This is a genomic window from Winogradskyella sp. 266wxhm (assembly GCF_058964685.1).
Window position 1 is genome coordinate 1,387,361 of the sequence record NZ_CM179559.1, and the last position, 17,260, is coordinate 1,404,620.

At 32.8% G+C, this 17,260-nt stretch carries 17 protein-coding genes; 15 read left to right on the forward strand and 2 right to left on the reverse strand.

Annotated elements, in window-relative coordinates; translation table 11 throughout:
- Positions 1 to 36 precede the first annotated feature (36 nt).
- The 15 genes from AC2H4K_RS06000 (at position 37) to AC2H4K_RS06070 (ending at position 16,015) form a co-directional block, all read left to right on the forward strand.
- Positions 37 to 1,224, forward strand: coding sequence for a hypothetical protein (locus AC2H4K_RS06000; RefSeq protein ID WP_281140365.1), 1,188 nt, complete (start codon positions 37 to 39; stop codon positions 1,222 to 1,224).
- Positions 1,225 to 1,236: 12 nt separating this feature from the next.
- Complete coding sequence (locus AC2H4K_RS06005) at positions 1,237 to 1,923, forward strand: FkbM family methyltransferase (RefSeq protein ID WP_281140366.1); 687 nt, start codon at positions 1,237 to 1,239, stop codon at positions 1,921 to 1,923.
- Entirely contained in the window at positions 1,923 to 3,443 is a 1,521-nt protein-coding gene (locus AC2H4K_RS06010) for a B12-binding domain-containing radical SAM protein (protein WP_281140367.1), read from the forward strand. The genes AC2H4K_RS06005 and AC2H4K_RS06010 overlap by 1 nt, the downstream gene beginning before the upstream one ends.
- Complete coding sequence (locus AC2H4K_RS06015; protein WP_281140368.1) at positions 3,440 to 4,099, forward strand: methyltransferase; 660 nt, start codon at positions 3,440 to 3,442, stop codon at positions 4,097 to 4,099. Before AC2H4K_RS06010 ends, AC2H4K_RS06015 begins: the two co-directional genes overlap by 4 nt.
- Positions 4,100 to 4,270: 171 nt before the next feature.
- On the forward strand, positions 4,271 to 4,726 hold the full coding sequence (rplM, locus tag AC2H4K_RS06020; RefSeq protein ID WP_281140369.1) for a 50S ribosomal protein L13: 456 nt from the start codon (positions 4,271 to 4,273) through the stop codon (positions 4,724 to 4,726).
- Entirely contained in the window at positions 4,726 to 5,112 is a 387-nt protein-coding gene (gene rpsI, locus AC2H4K_RS06025; protein ID WP_281140370.1) for a 30S ribosomal protein S9, read from the forward strand. Before rplM ends, rpsI begins: the two co-directional genes overlap by 1 nt.
- Positions 5,113 to 5,324: 212 nt before the next feature.
- A complete protein-coding gene (gene rpsB, locus AC2H4K_RS06030; RefSeq protein ID WP_281140371.1) occupies positions 5,325 to 6,095 on the forward strand; it encodes a 30S ribosomal protein S2 in 771 nt (256 codons plus the stop codon).
- An 83-nt stretch (positions 6,096 to 6,178) separates the two neighbouring features.
- A complete protein-coding gene (gene tsf, locus AC2H4K_RS06035; protein ID WP_281140372.1) occupies positions 6,179 to 7,153 on the forward strand; it encodes a translation elongation factor Ts in 975 nt (324 codons plus the stop codon).
- A gap of 125 nt (positions 7,154 to 7,278) precedes the next feature.
- Positions 7,279 to 7,986: a UMP kinase gene (pyrH, locus tag AC2H4K_RS06040; protein ID WP_281140373.1), complete on the forward strand. Its 708-nt coding sequence runs from the start codon at positions 7,279 to 7,281 to the stop codon at positions 7,984 to 7,986.
- 44 nt (positions 7,987 to 8,030) lie between these two features.
- On the forward strand, positions 8,031 to 8,585 hold the full coding sequence (gene frr, locus AC2H4K_RS06045; RefSeq protein ID WP_281140374.1) for a ribosome recycling factor: 555 nt from the start codon (positions 8,031 to 8,033) through the stop codon (positions 8,583 to 8,585).
- Positions 8,586 to 8,625: 40 nt separating this feature from the next.
- On the forward strand, positions 8,626 to 9,942 hold the full coding sequence (locus tag AC2H4K_RS06050) for a DUF5686 family C-terminal domain-containing protein (protein WP_281140375.1): 1,317 nt from the start codon (positions 8,626 to 8,628) through the stop codon (positions 9,940 to 9,942).
- A 76-nt stretch (positions 9,943 to 10,018) separates the two neighbouring features.
- On the forward strand, positions 10,019 to 12,427 hold the full coding sequence (locus tag AC2H4K_RS06055) for an efflux RND transporter permease subunit (RefSeq protein WP_281140376.1): 2,409 nt from the start codon (positions 10,019 to 10,021) through the stop codon (positions 12,425 to 12,427).
- 31 nt (positions 12,428 to 12,458) lie between these two features.
- A complete protein-coding gene (gene asnS / locus AC2H4K_RS06060) occupies positions 12,459 to 13,892 on the forward strand; it encodes an asparagine--tRNA ligase (RefSeq protein ID WP_281140377.1) in 1,434 nt (477 codons plus the stop codon).
- 37 nt (positions 13,893 to 13,929) lie between these two features.
- Complete coding sequence (rpoN, locus tag AC2H4K_RS06065; protein ID WP_281140378.1) at positions 13,930 to 15,396, forward strand: RNA polymerase factor sigma-54; 1,467 nt, start codon at positions 13,930 to 13,932, stop codon at positions 15,394 to 15,396.
- A 10-nt stretch (positions 15,397 to 15,406) separates the two neighbouring features.
- Positions 15,407 to 16,015: a hypothetical protein gene (locus AC2H4K_RS06070; protein WP_281140379.1), complete on the forward strand. Its 609-nt coding sequence runs from the start codon at positions 15,407 to 15,409 to the stop codon at positions 16,013 to 16,015.
- Here AC2H4K_RS06070 and AC2H4K_RS06075 read toward each other — a convergent pair.
- Entirely contained in the window at positions 16,010 to 16,702 is a 693-nt protein-coding gene (locus AC2H4K_RS06075; RefSeq protein WP_281140380.1) for a porin family protein, read from the reverse strand. The two genes, AC2H4K_RS06070 and AC2H4K_RS06075, sit on opposite strands and share 6 nt — an antisense overlap.
- A gap of 93 nt (positions 16,703 to 16,795) precedes the next feature.
- Positions 16,796 to 17,260, reverse strand: a complete 465-nt coding sequence (locus tag AC2H4K_RS06080) for an ExbD/TolR family protein (protein ID WP_281140381.1) — start codon at positions 17,258 to 17,260, stop codon at positions 16,796 to 16,798.

A 17,260-nucleotide genomic window follows, 5' to 3' on the forward strand; every position in this document is an offset into this window, starting at 1 on the left:
TAGCTTAAATTGTGATTTTGCTATAGAAGAAATTAAATGACCAACCAAAAATTAAAGAAAACAGCTAATCGTTTTTACCCAATAGCAATCAATGGTTTTAGAAGTGTCTTAAACCCCTTAATTTCTATAGTTTTTTCTTATCTCATTGTCAATTATTTTTCAAAAGCGCTTTGGGGTAATTTTGTAGAGTATATGCTCTTTTTCTTTTTAGCTTCAATAGTAACAAGTTGGGGAAGCAAGAACTATTTACTTCGCTTATTCAGTCAAAACCCAAGAAATATTGTTGCAGATTGGCAACAACTAGTTTTAGCCAGATTAGTACTTTGCACAATATTTATTGTAAGCATCTTAATTCTATTTCCTTTACATCTGTCATTGTATTTAATATTATGGTTATTAGGTTTATTTTTGTATGATTCATTTCTATCAATAATTTATTACAATCGAGACTACATTATATCTATTAGCATTGAGGTTATCAGCTTTTTGGTACTAATAATTATGTTATTCATTTTTAGAAAAAATCTAGATATTTCAATTTTAATAAGGAGTTATGCAATCTCTGTTGTTATTAAGGCAGTGATGTCTATTATTATCTATAAAAAGTTTTTAAGGTTTAAAGAGTTTAAATTCGATTTTAGTCTTCTAAAATTGAGTTTACCTTTTTTCCTATTAGCAATATCTGGATTTATGCAGTCTAAGATTGATATTTATGCTTACAGCATATTCTATTCTGGTAAATTATTAGGCGAGTATCAAATCATTTCAGGGTTTTTCATTTTTTCTCAGTCAGTTGTAATGCTATTACTTTTTCCTTACGTAAAGAACATTTATAGAATGCCGTCTAAAAATCTAAGAAAGATTAAAAAAAATGTAGCAACTTTTGGCCTTTTAGCAAATAGCTTTATAGTTGGCTCTATTTATTATGCACTTTTGTTTTTTGATATTCAACTATCATTTTTCCAACTCGTTTTAGGCTTCATTATTGGTTACCCTTGCTATGTTTATTCAATAGATATTCTTGTCTGCTTTAAAATGTTTCTAGAAAAAAAAGTCATCACTATTTCTGTAATTTGTCTAATAATCAATTTTGGTTTATCATTACTTTTATTATATCTCGATTATAATGTTACAGGCGTCTTGGCCGCTAACGCTATAGCCCAAATATTTGCGTTGTTCTTTTATCTAAGACTTAGAAAACAAAAACTAATTAAAACTGCTTAATGACAAAAAAGAATGTTTTTTAAAAAGTTTTTACATAAAAAAAAGCTTAGGCGCCTTTACAAGTCCATCCTCAAGAAAGATAGTCTTTGCTTTGATATTGGTGCAAACATTGGCTACAAGAGTTCAATATTTTTAAGCCTAAAACATACTGTTGTGGCATTTGAGCCTCAAGAAAATTGCCAAAATGCTTTAAATAAACTAAACCAGGAATATCCTGATTTTTCAATAGTTAATATGGCTATAGGTAGTGAAAATGCTACCTTAGACTTATCATTAGGCAATCACATAGAAATTGCTACATTATCCAATAAATTTAAATCCTATTTTACAACCGATTCTATTTATTGGAACAAAAAACAACCTGTTAAAGTTGTAACTTTAAACTCACAGATTGAACGTTACGGAATTCCAGATTTTTGTAAAATCGATGTTGAAGGTTATGAATACGAAGTCTTAAAAAGCTTGAACTATAAAATCCCTCTGATTGAATTTGAATTTACAGGTGGATTTGTAGAAGAAACCATTCTGTGTCTATCAAAGTTAGATGAACTAGGAACGTATAAATTCAATTACACCCTTAATGAAAATCCTATTTTTATTCGTAAAATTTGGTTGTCAGCAAAAGAATTGAAGTTAGAAATCAACGAAATGAACATTAAAAACCTACACGGTAATATTCTCGCAAAGCTTATAAAATAGTGTCAAACAAAATCATCATATTCAACCCAAGAAGTGCCAATAGCAAGCACAGAATTCCTAATTCTATTCTTCAGGTAGGTGCATCCATTCACGGAAAATATGATTATGTATTTGTTGATGGAAATTTAGAAGAAGACCCTTGGCAAACGATTTACGACTATTTTAAAACTGGCGAGTTTAAATACTTCTGTTCTACGGTTATGCCTGGCCCTCAATTACGACAAGCCATTCCATTTACCAAAAATATAAAAGAAGAATTTCCTGATTCCATCACTATTTGGGGAGGTTATTTTGCTTCTAATCAATATAAGGTGTCAATTGAAGCACCTTATGTAGATTATATCGTTAATGGTCCAGGAGATGTCACATTCCCTCAGCTGTTAAACACATTAGAATCTGGCAATTTAGAAGTGCTTCCTAACATTATGAATCTTATCTATCAAGATGAAGATGGCAATATTGTTAGGACGAAAAAAGAAAAGTTACTAGACCAAAATGCGCTACCTGATTTACCATACGAGCATCTCAATTCCTTATATAATTTAGAAAATTACTTAAGCCGAACTTTTTTAGGAAGTAAAACATTTTCATACCACTCAAGTTTAGGATGTCCATTTACCTGTTCGTTCTGTGCAGTTGTACCTATATATGATGGACGCTGGAAAGCGAAATCTGCCGAAAGCGTCTATAAAGATGTCTCTTATTTTAAAACCAATTATGGTATTGATGCTATAGAATTTCACGACAACAACTTTTTTACTTCTAGAAAACGTGTTGTAGAATTTTCAGAACTTATAAAAGATGATGGTATTACTTGGTGGGGCGAAGGTCGTATTGATACCATAAACAAGTACTCAGACGATGACCTAATTTTAATGAAAGAAGCAGGTTGCAAAATGATATTCTTAGGTGCCGAAACGGGTAATGATGAGATTTTAAAACAAATGAATAAAGGAGGAACGCAAACAGGTCAAGGTATTAAAGACTTTGCTGCTCGGCTATATCCTATAGGTATTATCCCAGAATTCTCTTTTGTATTAGGAATGCCTGCGGACACACCAGAACAGGTTATGGAGCAAATAGAATGGGATATCAACTTCATTAAAGAAATAAAAGACATAAATCCTGACTCTGAAATCATCATATATCTGTATAGCCCAGTGGCGACAGAAGGGTCTGAATTATACGAGCAAATCCAAAAAGCTGGATTTAGCTTTCCTAAAAAACTAGATGATTGGTTAGATCCTGCTTGGGAAAATTTCGATTTAAGAAAAAATCCTTTAACACCTTGGCTTACACCAAAAATGGTCGATCGAATAATGAATTTTGAAACTGTACTTAATGGTTACTATCCTACAGCATCAGATTTCAGAATTAAAGGATTTAAAAAGAGAATTTTACGTTCCATTTCTCAGCTTCGATACAAAACAGGAGTTTACAAATATCCTTATGAAATAAAAGCATTACACAAAATTTGGAAATACAGACAACCTGAAATTGAAGGTTTTTATTCAGAATGATAAGAAAGCTATTAAAAAAAATATCACATCCATTTTTAAAATATGGTACCGAGAGTTATTTCTCAAAACCAAGATCTTATAAATATGATGGTATTGAGGTTATGGTCATGCCAGAAGTATTTCCACCACACTATACACTAAGTACAAAAATCTTATTAGACTGTATAAAGCAACTAGATATTACAAACAAAACCTTCTTAGAATTAGGTTGCGGCTCTGGAATAATATCACTTTACGCTACCTCAAAAGGTGCTATAGTCACTGCATCTGACATAAACACAGTGGCATTAGAAGCATTAAACAAAGCTTCTAAAAAAAATAATCTAGATGTAGAAATATTAAATTCAGACCTATTCAACAATATTTCTGAAAATAGCTTTGACTATATCATTATTAATCCTCCATACTATCCTAAAACACCAAAGAACACAAAAGAAAGAGCTTGGTTCTGTGGTAAAGATTTTGAATATTTCCATCAATTATTCCAACAATTATCTCATCGTGATGACAAAACTATTCTGATGATATTATCCCAAGATTGTGATCTCACAACCATAAAAAAGATTGCATTAGAAAATCATTTTCAACTTACAATCGAACAAGAAAGAGCCAATTTTGTCGAGCATAATTTCATTTTTAAAGTCAGTAAAATTTAGACGAAATTTTGATTAAAAAATAATATTCTTAATCACTCTGATTTCCAGCACAAAAAAACCTTCAAATAACATTTGCCAATCCAATTGTTTGTCGTAAATTTGCAAACTCTTTTTCGGAAGAGAAATGTTTAATCTTTTGTACCCTATGGTGCAATAATAAATCAAATTAGTGTGGATACATTAAGCTACAAAACAGTTTCTGCTAACAAAGCTACCGTTAATAAGGAGTGGGTTTTAGTTGATGCTGAAGGACAAAACTTAGGTCGCTTAGCTTCTAAAGTAGCAAAACTTTTAAGAGGTAAGCACAAGCCTAACTTTACGCCACACGTTGATTGCGGTGACAACGTAATTGTTGTAAACGCTGAAAAAATCAACTTAACTGGTAACAAATGGACAGATAAAAGTTATATCCGTCACACAGGTTATCCAGGTGGTCAAAGAAGCTTGACTGCTACTGAAATGTTTGAGAAAGACCCAACCAGATTAGTAGAAAAGTCAGTAAAAGGAATGCTACCTAAAAACAAATTAGGAGCAACTCTTTTTAGAAACTTAACTGTTGTTGCTGGTGCTGAGCACGCTCATGAAGCTCAAAAGCCAAAAACAATTAATTTAAACGAATTTAACTAATGGAAGTAATTCACAAAATTGGCCGTAGAAAGACGGCTGTTGCTCGTGTGTATGTTGCTCAAGGAAAAGGTAACATCACGGTGAACAAAAAAGACATGGCGGAATACTTTACTACTGCTACTTTGCAGTATAAAGTAAACCAACCTATTACCATGACTAACAATGATGGCAACTTTGATATTACTGTAAACGTATATGGAGGTGGTATCACCGGCCAGGCGGAAGCTATACGTTTAGCATTATCTCGTGCTATGTGCGAAGTTGATGCTGAAAACAGAGCAATATTAAAGCCAGAAGGTCTATTAACAAGAGATCCAAGAATGGTAGAGCGTAAGAAATTCGGTCAGAAGAAAGCGCGTAAGAAATTCCAGTTCTCTAAACGTTAATATCCAACAACACTTAATTCAGAATCTGAACTTTTCAGGTTCTGGATTATTTTATTATTTATTGAAACCGCTGAAAATTCAGCAAAATTTAAACCAGTTATTGTTGTCCATGACCTAACAGTCAGGATTTAGTTTAGCATCTAAATGGTTAAGGCAAGCCAAGGCAACCACTTAATCATTGCTAATTCAACAGAACGTAAACTATTACAAAAATGGAAAAAGTAGAAGTAAAAGAATTACTTGACGCAGGTGTACATTTTGGTCACCTAACACGTAAGTGGAATCCAAACATGGCCCCTTACATCTATATGGAGCGTAACGGTATCCATATCATCAACCTTTACAAAACAGCAGCTAAAATCGATGAAACTTGTGCAGCATTAAGTAAAATTGCAGCATCAGGTAAGAAAATCTTATTCGTTGCTACAAAAAAACAAGCTAAAGACATCGTTGCTGAAAAAGCAGGAGCTGTAAACCAACCTTACATTACTGAGCGTTGGCCAGGTGGAATGCTAACTAACTTTGTTACTATTAGAAAAGCTGTTAAAAAAATGGCTTCTATTGATAGAATGAAGAAAGACGGAACATTCAACTCTTTATCTAAAAAAGAACGTTTACAAGTAGACCGTTTACGTGCTAAGTTAGAAAAGAACTTAGGTTCTATCTCTGATATGACACGTTTACCAGGTGCTTTATTTGTAGTTGATATTATGCGTGAGCACATCGCGATAAAAGAAGCTCAAAAATTAAACATTCCAATCTTTGCCATGGTAGATACTAACTCTGACCCACGTCAGGTAGATTACGTTATCCCTGCAAATGATGATGCTTCTAAATCAATCAACAAAGTTTTATCTATCGTAACATCTGCAATCGAAGATGGTTTAAACGAAAGAAAAGCTGAAAAAGCAGCTGATAAAGAAGGTAAAGCTAAACCTGCAAAAAAGGCTAAAAAAGCTGTTGCAAACGAAGAAGAAGAATAAATAACATTTAGAAAATATATGAAAGTCGTTTAATTCTTTTCTTTGTTGAAAATTAATTAATCGACTTTTTAAATTTAAACACTATGGAAAACACTGTAAAAGTTACAGCAGCAGAAGTAAACAAGCTAAGACAAGCAACTGGTGCTGGTATGATGGATTGTAAAAAAGCTTTAGTCGAGGCTGGTGGCGATTTTGACAAAGCCATTGAAGTATTACGTAAAAAAGGACAAAAAGTTGCAGAAAAGAGAGCTGACAGAGATTCTTCTGAAGGTGCTGCTGTGGCTAAAATAAATGCAGACAATACAGTTGGTGTTGCAATTGTATTAGGTTGTGAAACTGACTTTGTTGGTAAAAACGAAAACTTCGTAAAACTTGCTAACGATTTAGCTGAAACAGCATTAAACTACAACACTAAGGAAGAATTCTTAGCTGCTGATTTTGACGGAATGACTGTTGCAGATAAATTAACTGAGCAAACTGGTGTTATCGGTGAAAAATTAGACATCACTGCTTTTGAAAAATTAGAAGCACCATATGTTGGACAATATGTTCACATCAATAAAATTGCTGCATTAGTAGGTCTTTCTGCTAAAGTTGATAATGTTGAAACTTTAGTTAAAGATGTAGCTATGCAAGTAGCTTCTATGGGAGCAACTACTTTATCTTACAAAGATTTTGATCCTGCTTATGTAGCTTCTGAAACTGAAGCTCGTATTGCAGCTATCGAAAAAGATAATATAGAGTTAGGTCGTTTAGGCAAAACTTTAAAAAATGTACCTCAGTACATCTCTATGGCACAATTAACTCCAGAAGTTATTGCTAAAGCTGAAGAAGATGCTAAAACTGAATTAAAAGCTGAAGGTAAGCCAGAGCAAATCTGGGATAGAATTTTACCAGGTAAAATGGAGCGTTTCATTTCTGATAACACAACTTTAGATCAAGAACAATGTTTATTAGATCAAAAGTTTATCAAAGATGATAAGCAAACTGTTGCTGAATACGTTAAAACATACGGAGACGTAGAAGTAGCTGGTTTTAAACGTGCTACTGTAGGATAATTCATTTATTCTAAAAAAAAAAGAATATTAAAGCCTTTCAAAAATGAAAGGCTTTTTTTTGATATTTTTTTCTCTTTTACAGATGCCAATAATTATGTAGCTTTGTTCAACTTTTAAAATTCAAAATGAAATACAAAAGAATACTTCTAAAATTGTCTGGTGAAGCCTTAATGGGAAATCGTCAATACGGTATAGATCCTGAGCGATTAAACGAATATGCTGAAGAAATTAAAGAGATTACGGACTTGGGTGTTGAAGTCGCTATAGTTATTGGAGGTGGTAACATTTTTAGAGGTGTTGCAGGTGCTATGAACGGTATGGATCGTGTTCAAGGAGATCATATGGGAATGTTAGCCACTGTAATAAATGGTTTGGCCTTGCAAAATGCGCTTGAAGATACAGGTATAAAAACACGTCTTCAAACGGCCATAAAAATCAATGAAGTTGCAGAGCCTTTTATTAGAAGGAAAGCTATGAGCCATTTAAACAAAGGCCGTGTGGTTATCTTTGGTGGTGGTACAGGTAATCCTTATTTCACTACAGATTCAGCAGCAGTACTCAGAGCTATTGAAATTGAAGCTGATGTTATTTTAAAAGGTACACGTGTTGATGGTATTTACACCGCTGACCCAGAAAAAGATAGTTCAGCAATAAAGTTTGACCATATAACGTTTGATGATGTGCTACGTAAAGGTTTAAAAGTTATGGATACTACAGCTTTCACTTTGAGTCAGGAAAACAAATTACCTATCATAGTATTTGACATGAACAAAAAAGGAAATCTACGTAAAGTCGTAACTGGTGAAAACATTGGAACGGTAGTTAACCTATAGGTTTGGCTTAAATTTTGATAACTCTCAATTAAAATTTTAACACAATGGACGAAGAAATTAAATTTATAATAGACTCAACAAAAGAATCCATGGATGCTGCATTAAAGCATCTTGAAAAGCAATTGGTTAATATCAGAGCTGGTAAAGCTAGTCCTGCTATGTTAGGCAGTGTAATGGTAGATTATTACGGATCTCAAACTCCTTTAAACCAAGTTGCGAATGTTAATACACCAGACGGAAGAACAATTTCTGTTCAACCTTGGGAAAAAAATATGCTTCAAGAAATTGAGCGTGGTATTATGATTGCTAATCTTGGATTTAATCCGATGAATAATGGTGAAATGATTATCATCAATGTTCCACCTTTAACTGAGGAAAGACGTAAAGATTTAGCAAAGCAAGCAAAAGCTGAAGCAGAAGATGCTAAAATTGGTGTAAGAAATGCACGTAAAGATGCAATGAACGACCTAAAAAAGGCTGATGTTTCTGAAGATTTACAAAGCAATGCTGAAATCGATGTACAAGAGCTCACAGATTCTTACGTTAAGAAAATTGATAGTATTCTAGACGTTAAGGAAAAAGAAATAATGACTGTTTAGTCTCAACAAAAAGAATATTCATCCCAAATGTGTTTTTGGGATGTTTTATTTAACAACTATTTTACCCTCTCTTATGTTACAGCGCTTATTTGTTGTTCTCTTATTCTTTTATGCAACAAATATTTTTGCTCAACAACCACAAACAAAAGATAGAGATTCCATTGAACAAGCTCGTGATTCTATCAAAAAAGCAGAGTTTCTTAAAAATATAGGTAATGGCTTTTTTCCTTTCAACTACTTCAATGCGGATTTACGTTATTTAGTAAAATTTAATCAATACGAAGGATTTAGAACAGGTTTAGGCGGAGTTACCAACGACCGATTTTCAGAAAAATACAGACTGAATTCTTATGTCGTTTATGGATTCAAAGATGACCGTATAAAATATAGAATTGGTGGTGGCTTTAGGGTTAGCAGATCTACAAATACTTGGGTCAACCTATCATACACTGACGATTTGCAAGAAACGGGAAGCTCTAAGTTTTTAACGGATAAACGATTCTTTACGTTTTTTGAACCTCGGCTTTTAAACATTGATTTATTTCACCGACATATCACAAAAGCTATAGCTGTAGAACATAAAATAACCAACCATTTGGTCTCAGAAACTGAGTTGTCACTTAGCAAAATCAACCCTACTTACAATTATAATTTTTTAGTTGATGACCGTGCTTATAACTCATTCGATTTAAGTATGGCTAAACTAAGTTTACAATGGAGTCCTTTTAGTACGTTTGAATTATTAGAAGGAGATAAGGTTAAAACTTTAATTGATGGTTATCCTAAATTCACTCTTCAAGTTACTAAAGGTTTTAAGTCTGTTTTTGGAAGTGACTTTGATTTTTCTAAAATAGATTTCAGAACTATTCAACAGTTCAATTATGATAACAATGCTCAAACTAATATTACTTTAGTTGCTGGTATTGCGGGTGGTAAAACGCCTTTAACGCATTTGTATCATGCTTATCCAAATAACATAACAAAAGAAACCATTTTACAACGTTTCTCAGTAGCTGGTCTCAACAGTTTTGAAACTATGTATTTCAATGAATTTTTTAGTGATAAGTTTTCAACCCTACAAATAAAACATGCTTTTAGTCCATTTAAAGTCTCTGAGTGGTTTAAACCACAATTGGTTTTAATTTCAAGATATGCTATTGGCAATATGAAAAGTATTGATAGACATGAAGGTATAGAATTCAATACACTTGAAAAATTGTACTCAGAGTCTGGCTTAGAAATCAATCGATTACTTTTTGGGTTTGGACTTAGTTTTGCCTACAGATATGGAGGTTATCATCTTCCAAATTTTGAAGATAATATCGCTTTTAAGTTCACCTTTAATATTTCACTATAATTCATATTATATTAGTGTTAATTACCTAGCTATTCCTTAGGTTTTTTCTACCTTTGCGGCTCATTTTCTTCAATGTATGTTTAAACTATTAACCAAAGGATTTTGGGAAGCAATTGCGAGGCTAATTCTTCGCAATAAAATTTTCATTTTATTAGCTATAATTTTAGCTACGGTATTCTTTAGCATGCAATGGAGACATATGCGTTTCACCTATACTGAAGCTAATATGTTACCTGATGAACATGAGGTTAACATTACGTACAATAACTTTCTAAATATCTTTGGCGAAGAAGGTAATCTTATTGTTTTAGGTGTTAAAGATTCTAGCTTATTTAGTGTAAAACAACTTAATGCTTGGAACAAACTTGCAGATTCCTTTAAGTCTTATGATGAAGTTGAAACAGTTCTATCTATAAAGGATCTTCAAAAATTAATTAAAAATAATGAAGATCAAAAGTTTGATTTAGAACCATTTGTAAAAGACTCAATTAGAAGTGTTGAGCAAATTGAAAAACTTCAAACAGAACTTTTTGAGCAGTATCCTTTTTACGATAACTTTTTATTTAATGCTGAAACAAAAACCATTCGTACAGCTATATATTTAAAGAAAGACATTGTAAATACTCCTGCTAGAAAAGATTTTATTATTGATGTCTTAGAGGAAAAAATAAAAGACTTTAAAGATAAAAACAATCTTGATGTTAGGGTTTCTGGTATGCCTTATATAAGAACGCTTAACTCACAAAATATTGTTGATGAAATTCCAATCTTTATTGGTGCTGCATTATTTGTAACATCTTTAATTTTCTTCTTTTTCTTCAGATCATTTAGAGCCACATTTATTTCGTTGATCGTTGTTTGTATAGGTGTAATGTGGACCTTTGGGATTATTGGTTTGTTGGGTTATGAGATTACAGTACTTACGGCTTTAATTCCGCCATTGATTATTGTTATTGGTATTCCTAACTGTATTTTTTTAATAAACAAATACCAACACGAAGTAAAATCTCACGGTAACAAAGTAAGATCTTTGCAACGTGTTATTACCAAAGTAGGTAATGCCACATTAATGACTAATGTAACCACGGCTTCTGGTTTTGCTACTTTTATTCTCACCGAAAGTAAGCTTCTTAAAGAATTTGGTATTGTAGCATCGTTAAGTATACTAGCAATTTTCATACTGTGCCTTCTTATAATTCCTATAATTTATACGTTTTTACCTTATCCTAAAGAAAGACATTTAGAACATCTCAACAAACGTTGGATCGGAGGCTTTGTTGATTGGATAGAGCGCATGGTAAAGCATAGAAAAATTACTATTTATGCAACAGCTCTCGTTTTGATAATTCTAAGTATGATTGGTCTCAATCAAATAAGAATTTCTGGCAGTCTTATTGAAGATATGCCTCAAGACAAACAATTTTTTAAAGATATTCGTTTCTTTGAAGATGAATTTAATGGTATTATGCCTTTAGAAATTATGGTTGATACCAAACGTAAAAAGGGTGTAATGAAATTAGCCACCCTAAAACGCATAAATGAACTTGAAGAACTCATCAACGAAACTCCTGAATTATCTCGCCCAATTTCTGTGGTGAGCCTTGTAAAATATAGCAAACAAGCCTACTATAACGGAAATCCAAAATATTATCAGTTACCTACAAGCCAAGAAAACAGCTTTATTCTTTCTTATGCTAAAAACTCAAATTCAGATGTAGATTTACTAAAGAATTTTGTAGATAGCACTGGTCAATATGCTCGTATAACAACCTTTATGAAAGATATTGGTACGGACAAAATGGAGCGTATTGAGGAAAATATTCAAAATAAAATAACTAAACTTTTTCCTGAGGAACGCTATGAAGTTACCATGACCGGTAAGGCTTTAGTTTTTCAAAAAGGAACTAAATACTTAGTGAGAAATTTAGTGATTTCATTAACGCTTGCCATTGTGCTCATATCATTATTTATGGCATATTTATTCCGTTCATTCAGGATGATTATTGTATCACTAATCCCAAACCTTTTACCACTTTTAGTCACAGCTGGTTTAATGGGTTATCTGGGTGTTCCTATAAAACCGTCAACTATTTTGGTATTTAGTATTGCCTTTGGTATTTCTGTGGATGATACTATTCACTTCTTGGCAAAATACAGACAAGAATTACAAGCCAACCATTGGAAAATTAGAAAATCAGTATATGCAGCCCTTAGAGAGACAGGTGTAAGTATGTTCTATACTTCAATTGTTCTGTTTTTCGGGTTTTCTGTGTTTACCATATCAAGTTTTGGTGGTACTGTAGCTCTAGGAGCTTTAGTTTCTATAACTTTACTTTTCGCTATGCTTTCTAATTTACTATTATTGCCATCCTTATTACTTTCATTAGAAAGAAATATTGCCAATAAAGAAGTTCTTAGAGAGCCTGCAATTAATATTATTCCTTCGGAAGATGATACCGAGGACAACATAAAAAACAAAGAATAACAATTATCTTAGCATTCAAAATATTTTAAAAATGACAACAAAAACTGTAGCACAACTACTTTCACAAGATGTGACCTTACAAGATGTTACCGTAAAAGGATGGGTACGAACTTTTAGAGCTAACCGATTTATTGCTCTTAACGATGGTTCTACATTAAATAATATTCAATGTGTTGTAGATTTTGAAAATTTTGATGAAAGTCTATTAAAACGCGTTACCACAGGTGCTGCCGTTAATATTACTGGCGAATTGGTAGAAAGCCAAGGCAAAGGACAGTCTGTAGAAATTCAAGTAAAAGAACTTGAAGTTTTAGGGGATTCCGATCCTGAAACCTACCCTATTCAACCTAAAAAGCATTCGTTTGAATTTTTAAGAGAGAATGCTCATCTACGTACCAGAACTAGTACTTTTAGTGCTGTAATGCGTTTGAGATCGTCACTATCATTTGCCATTCACAAATATTTCAATGAAAATGGATTTTACTACATGCATACTCCAATTATCACAGGGAGCGATGCTGAAGGTGCAGGTGAAATGTTTAGAGTATCAAGTTTAGATGCTAAAAATCCTCCATTAACTGAAGATGGTGAAGTTAACTATAAAGAAGATTTCTTTGGTAAAGAGACTAACCTAACCGTTTCTGGTCAGTTAGAAGCTGAAACTTTTGCCATGTCTCTTGGCAAAGTATATACTTTTGGTCCGACTTTTAGAGCTGAAAACTCAAATACGTCGCGTCACTTAGCTGAATTCTGGATGATAGAGCCAGAAGTGGCTTTTATGGATTTGGCAGGCAATATGGATTTAGCTGAAAACTTTATGAAATCTGTTTTAAGCTATGTTTTAGAACACAACAGAGAAGACCTTGAGTTTTTAGAAAAGCGTCTTTTAGACGAAGAAAAAACGAAGCCTCAAGCAGAGCGTAGTGATATGAGCTTAATTGAAAAAATTAAGTTTGTTGTAGACAATAACTTTAAACGTGTAAGCTATACCGAAGCTATTGATATTCTAAGAAATTCTAAACCAAATAAGAAAAAGAAATTCAACTATATTATTGAAGAATGGGGAGCAGATTTACAATCTGAGCACGAGCGTTATTTAGTTGAAAAACATTTTAAATGTCCAGTAATCTTATTCGATTATCCTGCAAATATTAAAGCATTCTATATGCGTTTAAATGAAGATGGTAAGACAGTAAGAGCGATGGATATTCTTTTCCCAGGCATTGGCGAAATGGTTGGTGGTTCGCAACGTGAGGAACGCCTCGATGTTCTTAAAGAAAAAATGAAAGCTTTAGATATTCCTGAAGAAGAATTATGGTGGTACTTAGATTTACGTAAGTATGGTACTGCGGTTCATTCTGGTTTTGGATTAGGTTTTGAACGTTTGGTTATGTTTACTACTGGTATGGGTAATATTAGAGATGTTATTCCTTACCCTAGAACACCACAAAACGCTGAGTTTTAATTTTAGATTTATTACTTTTAGTAGATAATTATCATCTATGGCTCTAAAGCAGTATTTACAGTTTAAGCTTTCGCAAAAGCTATCACCACAACAAATTCAGTTAATGAAACTGATACAGTTGCCTACTCAAGCTTTTGAGCAACGTTTAAAGCAAGAATTAGAAGAAAATCCAGCTTTAGACACAGGAAAAGATACTGATGTTAACGATGATAACTTTGATGATTTTGACAACTCATCTGAAGATTACAACGATAATGAAACCATAGATGCTGATGACATTAATGTTGATGAATATTTAAGTGACGATGAAATTCCTGAATATCGAACCCAAGCCAATAATTATAGTTCGGATGATGAAGAAAAAAATGTGCCTTATGCAGCAGGAACATCGTTTACACAACATTTAATAAATCAGTTAAACACTTTTAGACTTTCTGAACAAGAGGAGGAAATTGCTTACTTTTTAGTTGGTAGTGTAGACGAAAGTGGCTACATACGTCGCTCGCTTGCCGATATTACGGATGATTTGGCTTTTACCCAAAATGTATATACTACTGAGGAAGAAGTTGAAAAAGTACTTTCTATAGTCCATCAATTAGATCCTGCTGGTGTTGGCGCTCGTAATTTACAAGAATGTTTAAGCATACAGCTTCATAGAAAAGAGCAGCATCCAGATGTTGAGCTAGCTACCGAAATTATTGACAAAGGTTTTGAGCAATTTACCAAAAAGCACTACAAAAAGTTGATGCAAAAATTTAGTATCAACGAAGAGCAACTTAAAGATGCTATTGAGGAAATAGAACGCTTAAACCCAAAGCCAGGTGGCTCTTACGCTGGTAATAATAAAATTGTAGAGCACATCGTTCCTGATTTTGCTATTAAAATTGTTGATGGGGAATTAGAACTGACCTTAAATGGAAGAAATGCTCCTGAACTACATGTATCTAGAGAATATAATAATATGCTTAAAGGCTATAAGGCATCAAAAGAGAAGTCGAAAGCCCAGAAAGATGCCGTATTGTTTATAAAGCAAAAATTAGATGCGGCTAAATGGTTTATAGAGGCTGTTAGACAACGTCAGCAGACACTATTTGTCACAATGAGCTCTATAATGAATTATCAGAAAGAATATTTCCTGACAGGTGATGAGCGCAAATTACGCCCAATGATCCTAAAGGATATTGCAGATGAAATTGAAATGGACGTTTCTACCGTATCTCGTGTTGCCAATAGTAAATATGTAGACACACCTTATGGTACAAAGTTGATAAAAGAGTTCTTCTCAGAATCTATGACTAACGATCAAGGTGAAGAAGTTTCTACAAGAGAGATTAAAAAGATTCTTGAAACCGTTATCGAAGAAGAGAACAAGAAGAAACCTCTTACTGATGAAGCGCTTTCTAAAATCTTAAAGGAAAAAGGCTATCCGATTGCAAGACGAACAGTAGCTAAATATAGAGAGCAACTAGACATTCCTGTGGCACGTTTAAGAAAGAAAATTTAATAATCTTTGGATGAAAAATTTTATTCTTAAGAGTATTTCGTTTGTTTTTCATCCGTTAATAATGCCTCTTTTGGGTGTTATTTTCTACTTTTCTAAAACACCACGTTTCATTCCAGAACCGGTAATGAAAGCCAAGATTTTTTCAATTGTTATTCTTACAATTATCTTACCTATTCTACTTTTCTTTTTGCTTAAAACCATTAATAAAGTAGATTCAATTTACCTTAAAACTACTAAGGAACGTTTAATCCCATTACTGATTAACAGTATCATTATTGCCCTTATTCTGATTAGGGTTTTACAGCCTGATGAGATTATAGAGCTATATTATTTCTTTCTGGGAATTCTTTGCTCTAACATCGCTTGTTTAATCTTAGCATTTTTGAAGATTAAAGCTAGTATACATATGATAGCAGCCTCCGGATTTTCTATGTTTGCTATGGCTTTAGGTATTCATTACCAAATAAATATTAATGGTACCATAGCACTTATAATGATTGTTTTGGGTGCTATTGCCACCTCAAGATTACATCTAAAAGCACATAGTAATAATGAGCTTATTGTAGGCCTTTTAGTTGGCTTTTTTCCTCAACTCCTATTATTGAACTATTGGTTATAGAATATAAAACATGAGTCCTATTTTTAAGGATTTCATGTCTATAGAAGAACCGTCTAATTCGGAAGAACTTTTAAATATTGGATTCAATCCATAATAAACATGAAAGTTCCATGTGCCATAACCAGCACTTAGCGTAAGCCCATATTGTAACTTTTCAAAAGCATCAATATTACTCAATTTTACATCAGCAATATCATCACTTTTAAACTTTGCAGTATTGTACAACAAGTAACCCAACTTTACTCCTGCATAAACACGCCAAAAGCTGTAATCGACGGCTGTGGATGTTCGCCATCTAATTTCTAAAGGGATTTCAACTAAGAACGTCTCAATCTTATTAGTTGTAAAACTAATGTCATTTTCAATGAGATTAAAACTATAATTTCTATCTGATTCTGTAATCAGCATATCTTGATTATAATTATTACCTGATAAACCCAGTCCTACACCAATTGCAAAATCTCGTTTTTCATTGATAGGCATATCTCTAATAAAACCAAAATGAAAGCCTGTAGAAAATCCTTTTTGTGACATACCTTGAGGCTTTTCATTTAATAAGTTATAAGTAACAGAAGCATAAAATTGGTCTTCTCTATAGTTTTTATAGAGTTCTTCCTTATCAATATCATCTTGAGAAAAACCTAAACAGGTAAAAAAAGTAACAAGAAATAAAAGCTTAAATTTCATATAATAAAACTACAAAATCTTTAATTACAATTGAACAAAAAAGCGCCCTGAAAATATCAGGACGCTTTTTTATATAAAAATTAAGATTAATTCTTACTCTTCAAGTTTGGTATTAGCAATGTACATTACTTTTAATGCATTTGCCTTACGTAGCTCTTGCTTAATATCTGATACTAAACCAGCATTGGTTTCTTTATCAACTTTAAGACCTACTACAACCTTACTTTGTAAATCTTCATTCAATTCAGTGATACTTTGTATTACTGAAGACTGTACATCTTCAACTCCTATAAATGCATCATTAAACTGTATTCTAGGTTCTTCACCAAATTGCTTATACTGACTACTAGGCTTACCTGCATAAATAAAGATTGTTCTATCTTTCTTTAGCTTTTCAACCTGGTCTGCACTTGGTAACCTATTCTCAATCATCAAGGAACTATCTCTCATTACCGTTGCTACCATAAAAAAGAAAAGTAACATAAATACGATATCTGGTAATGATGCCGTTGAAATTGCTGGCAAGTCACCTTGTTTTTTATTTTTAAACTTTGACAT

What these genes read in the sequence shown, in the direction of transcription:
- frr (WP_281140374.1), top strand. Translation starts at nt 8,031, where the DNA reads ATGGACGAAGAAATTAAATTTATAATAGACTCAACAAAAGAATCCATG.
- asnS (WP_281140377.1), top strand. Translation starts at nt 12,459, where the DNA reads ATGACAACAAAAACTGTAGCACAACTACTTTCACAAGATGTGACCTTA.
- AC2H4K_RS06070 (WP_281140379.1), top strand. Translation starts at nt 15,407, where the DNA reads ATGAAAAATTTTATTCTTAAGAGTATTTCGTTTGTTTTTCATCCGTTA.
- AC2H4K_RS06000 (WP_281140365.1), top strand. Translation starts at nt 37, where the DNA reads ATGACCAACCAAAAATTAAAGAAAACAGCTAATCGTTTTTACCCAATA.
- AC2H4K_RS06015 (WP_281140368.1), top strand. Translation starts at nt 3,440, where the DNA reads ATGATAAGAAAGCTATTAAAAAAAATATCACATCCATTTTTAAAATAT.
- AC2H4K_RS06080 (WP_281140381.1), bottom strand. Translation starts at nt 17,260, where the DNA reads ATGTCAAAGTTTAAAAATAAAAAACAAGGTGACTTGCCAGCAATTTCA.
- rpoN (WP_281140378.1), top strand. Translation starts at nt 13,930, where the DNA reads ATGGCTCTAAAGCAGTATTTACAGTTTAAGCTTTCGCAAAAGCTATCA.
- AC2H4K_RS06055 (WP_281140376.1), top strand. Translation starts at nt 10,019, where the DNA reads ATGTTTAAACTATTAACCAAAGGATTTTGGGAAGCAATTGCGAGGCTA.
- AC2H4K_RS06050 (WP_281140375.1), top strand. Translation starts at nt 8,626, where the DNA reads ATGTTTTATTTAACAACTATTTTACCCTCTCTTATGTTACAGCGCTTA.
- AC2H4K_RS06005 (WP_281140366.1), top strand. Translation starts at nt 1,237, where the DNA reads ATGTTTTTTAAAAAGTTTTTACATAAAAAAAAGCTTAGGCGCCTTTAC.
- rpsI (WP_281140370.1), top strand. Translation starts at nt 4,726, where the DNA reads ATGGAAGTAATTCACAAAATTGGCCGTAGAAAGACGGCTGTTGCTCGT.
- tsf (WP_281140372.1), top strand. Translation starts at nt 6,179, where the DNA reads ATGGAAAACACTGTAAAAGTTACAGCAGCAGAAGTAAACAAGCTAAGA.
- pyrH (WP_281140373.1), top strand. Translation starts at nt 7,279, where the DNA reads ATGAAATACAAAAGAATACTTCTAAAATTGTCTGGTGAAGCCTTAATG.
- AC2H4K_RS06075 (WP_281140380.1), bottom strand. Translation starts at nt 16,702, where the DNA reads ATGAAATTTAAGCTTTTATTTCTTGTTACTTTTTTTACCTGTTTAGGT.
- rpsB (WP_281140371.1), top strand. Translation starts at nt 5,325, where the DNA reads ATGGAAAAAGTAGAAGTAAAAGAATTACTTGACGCAGGTGTACATTTT.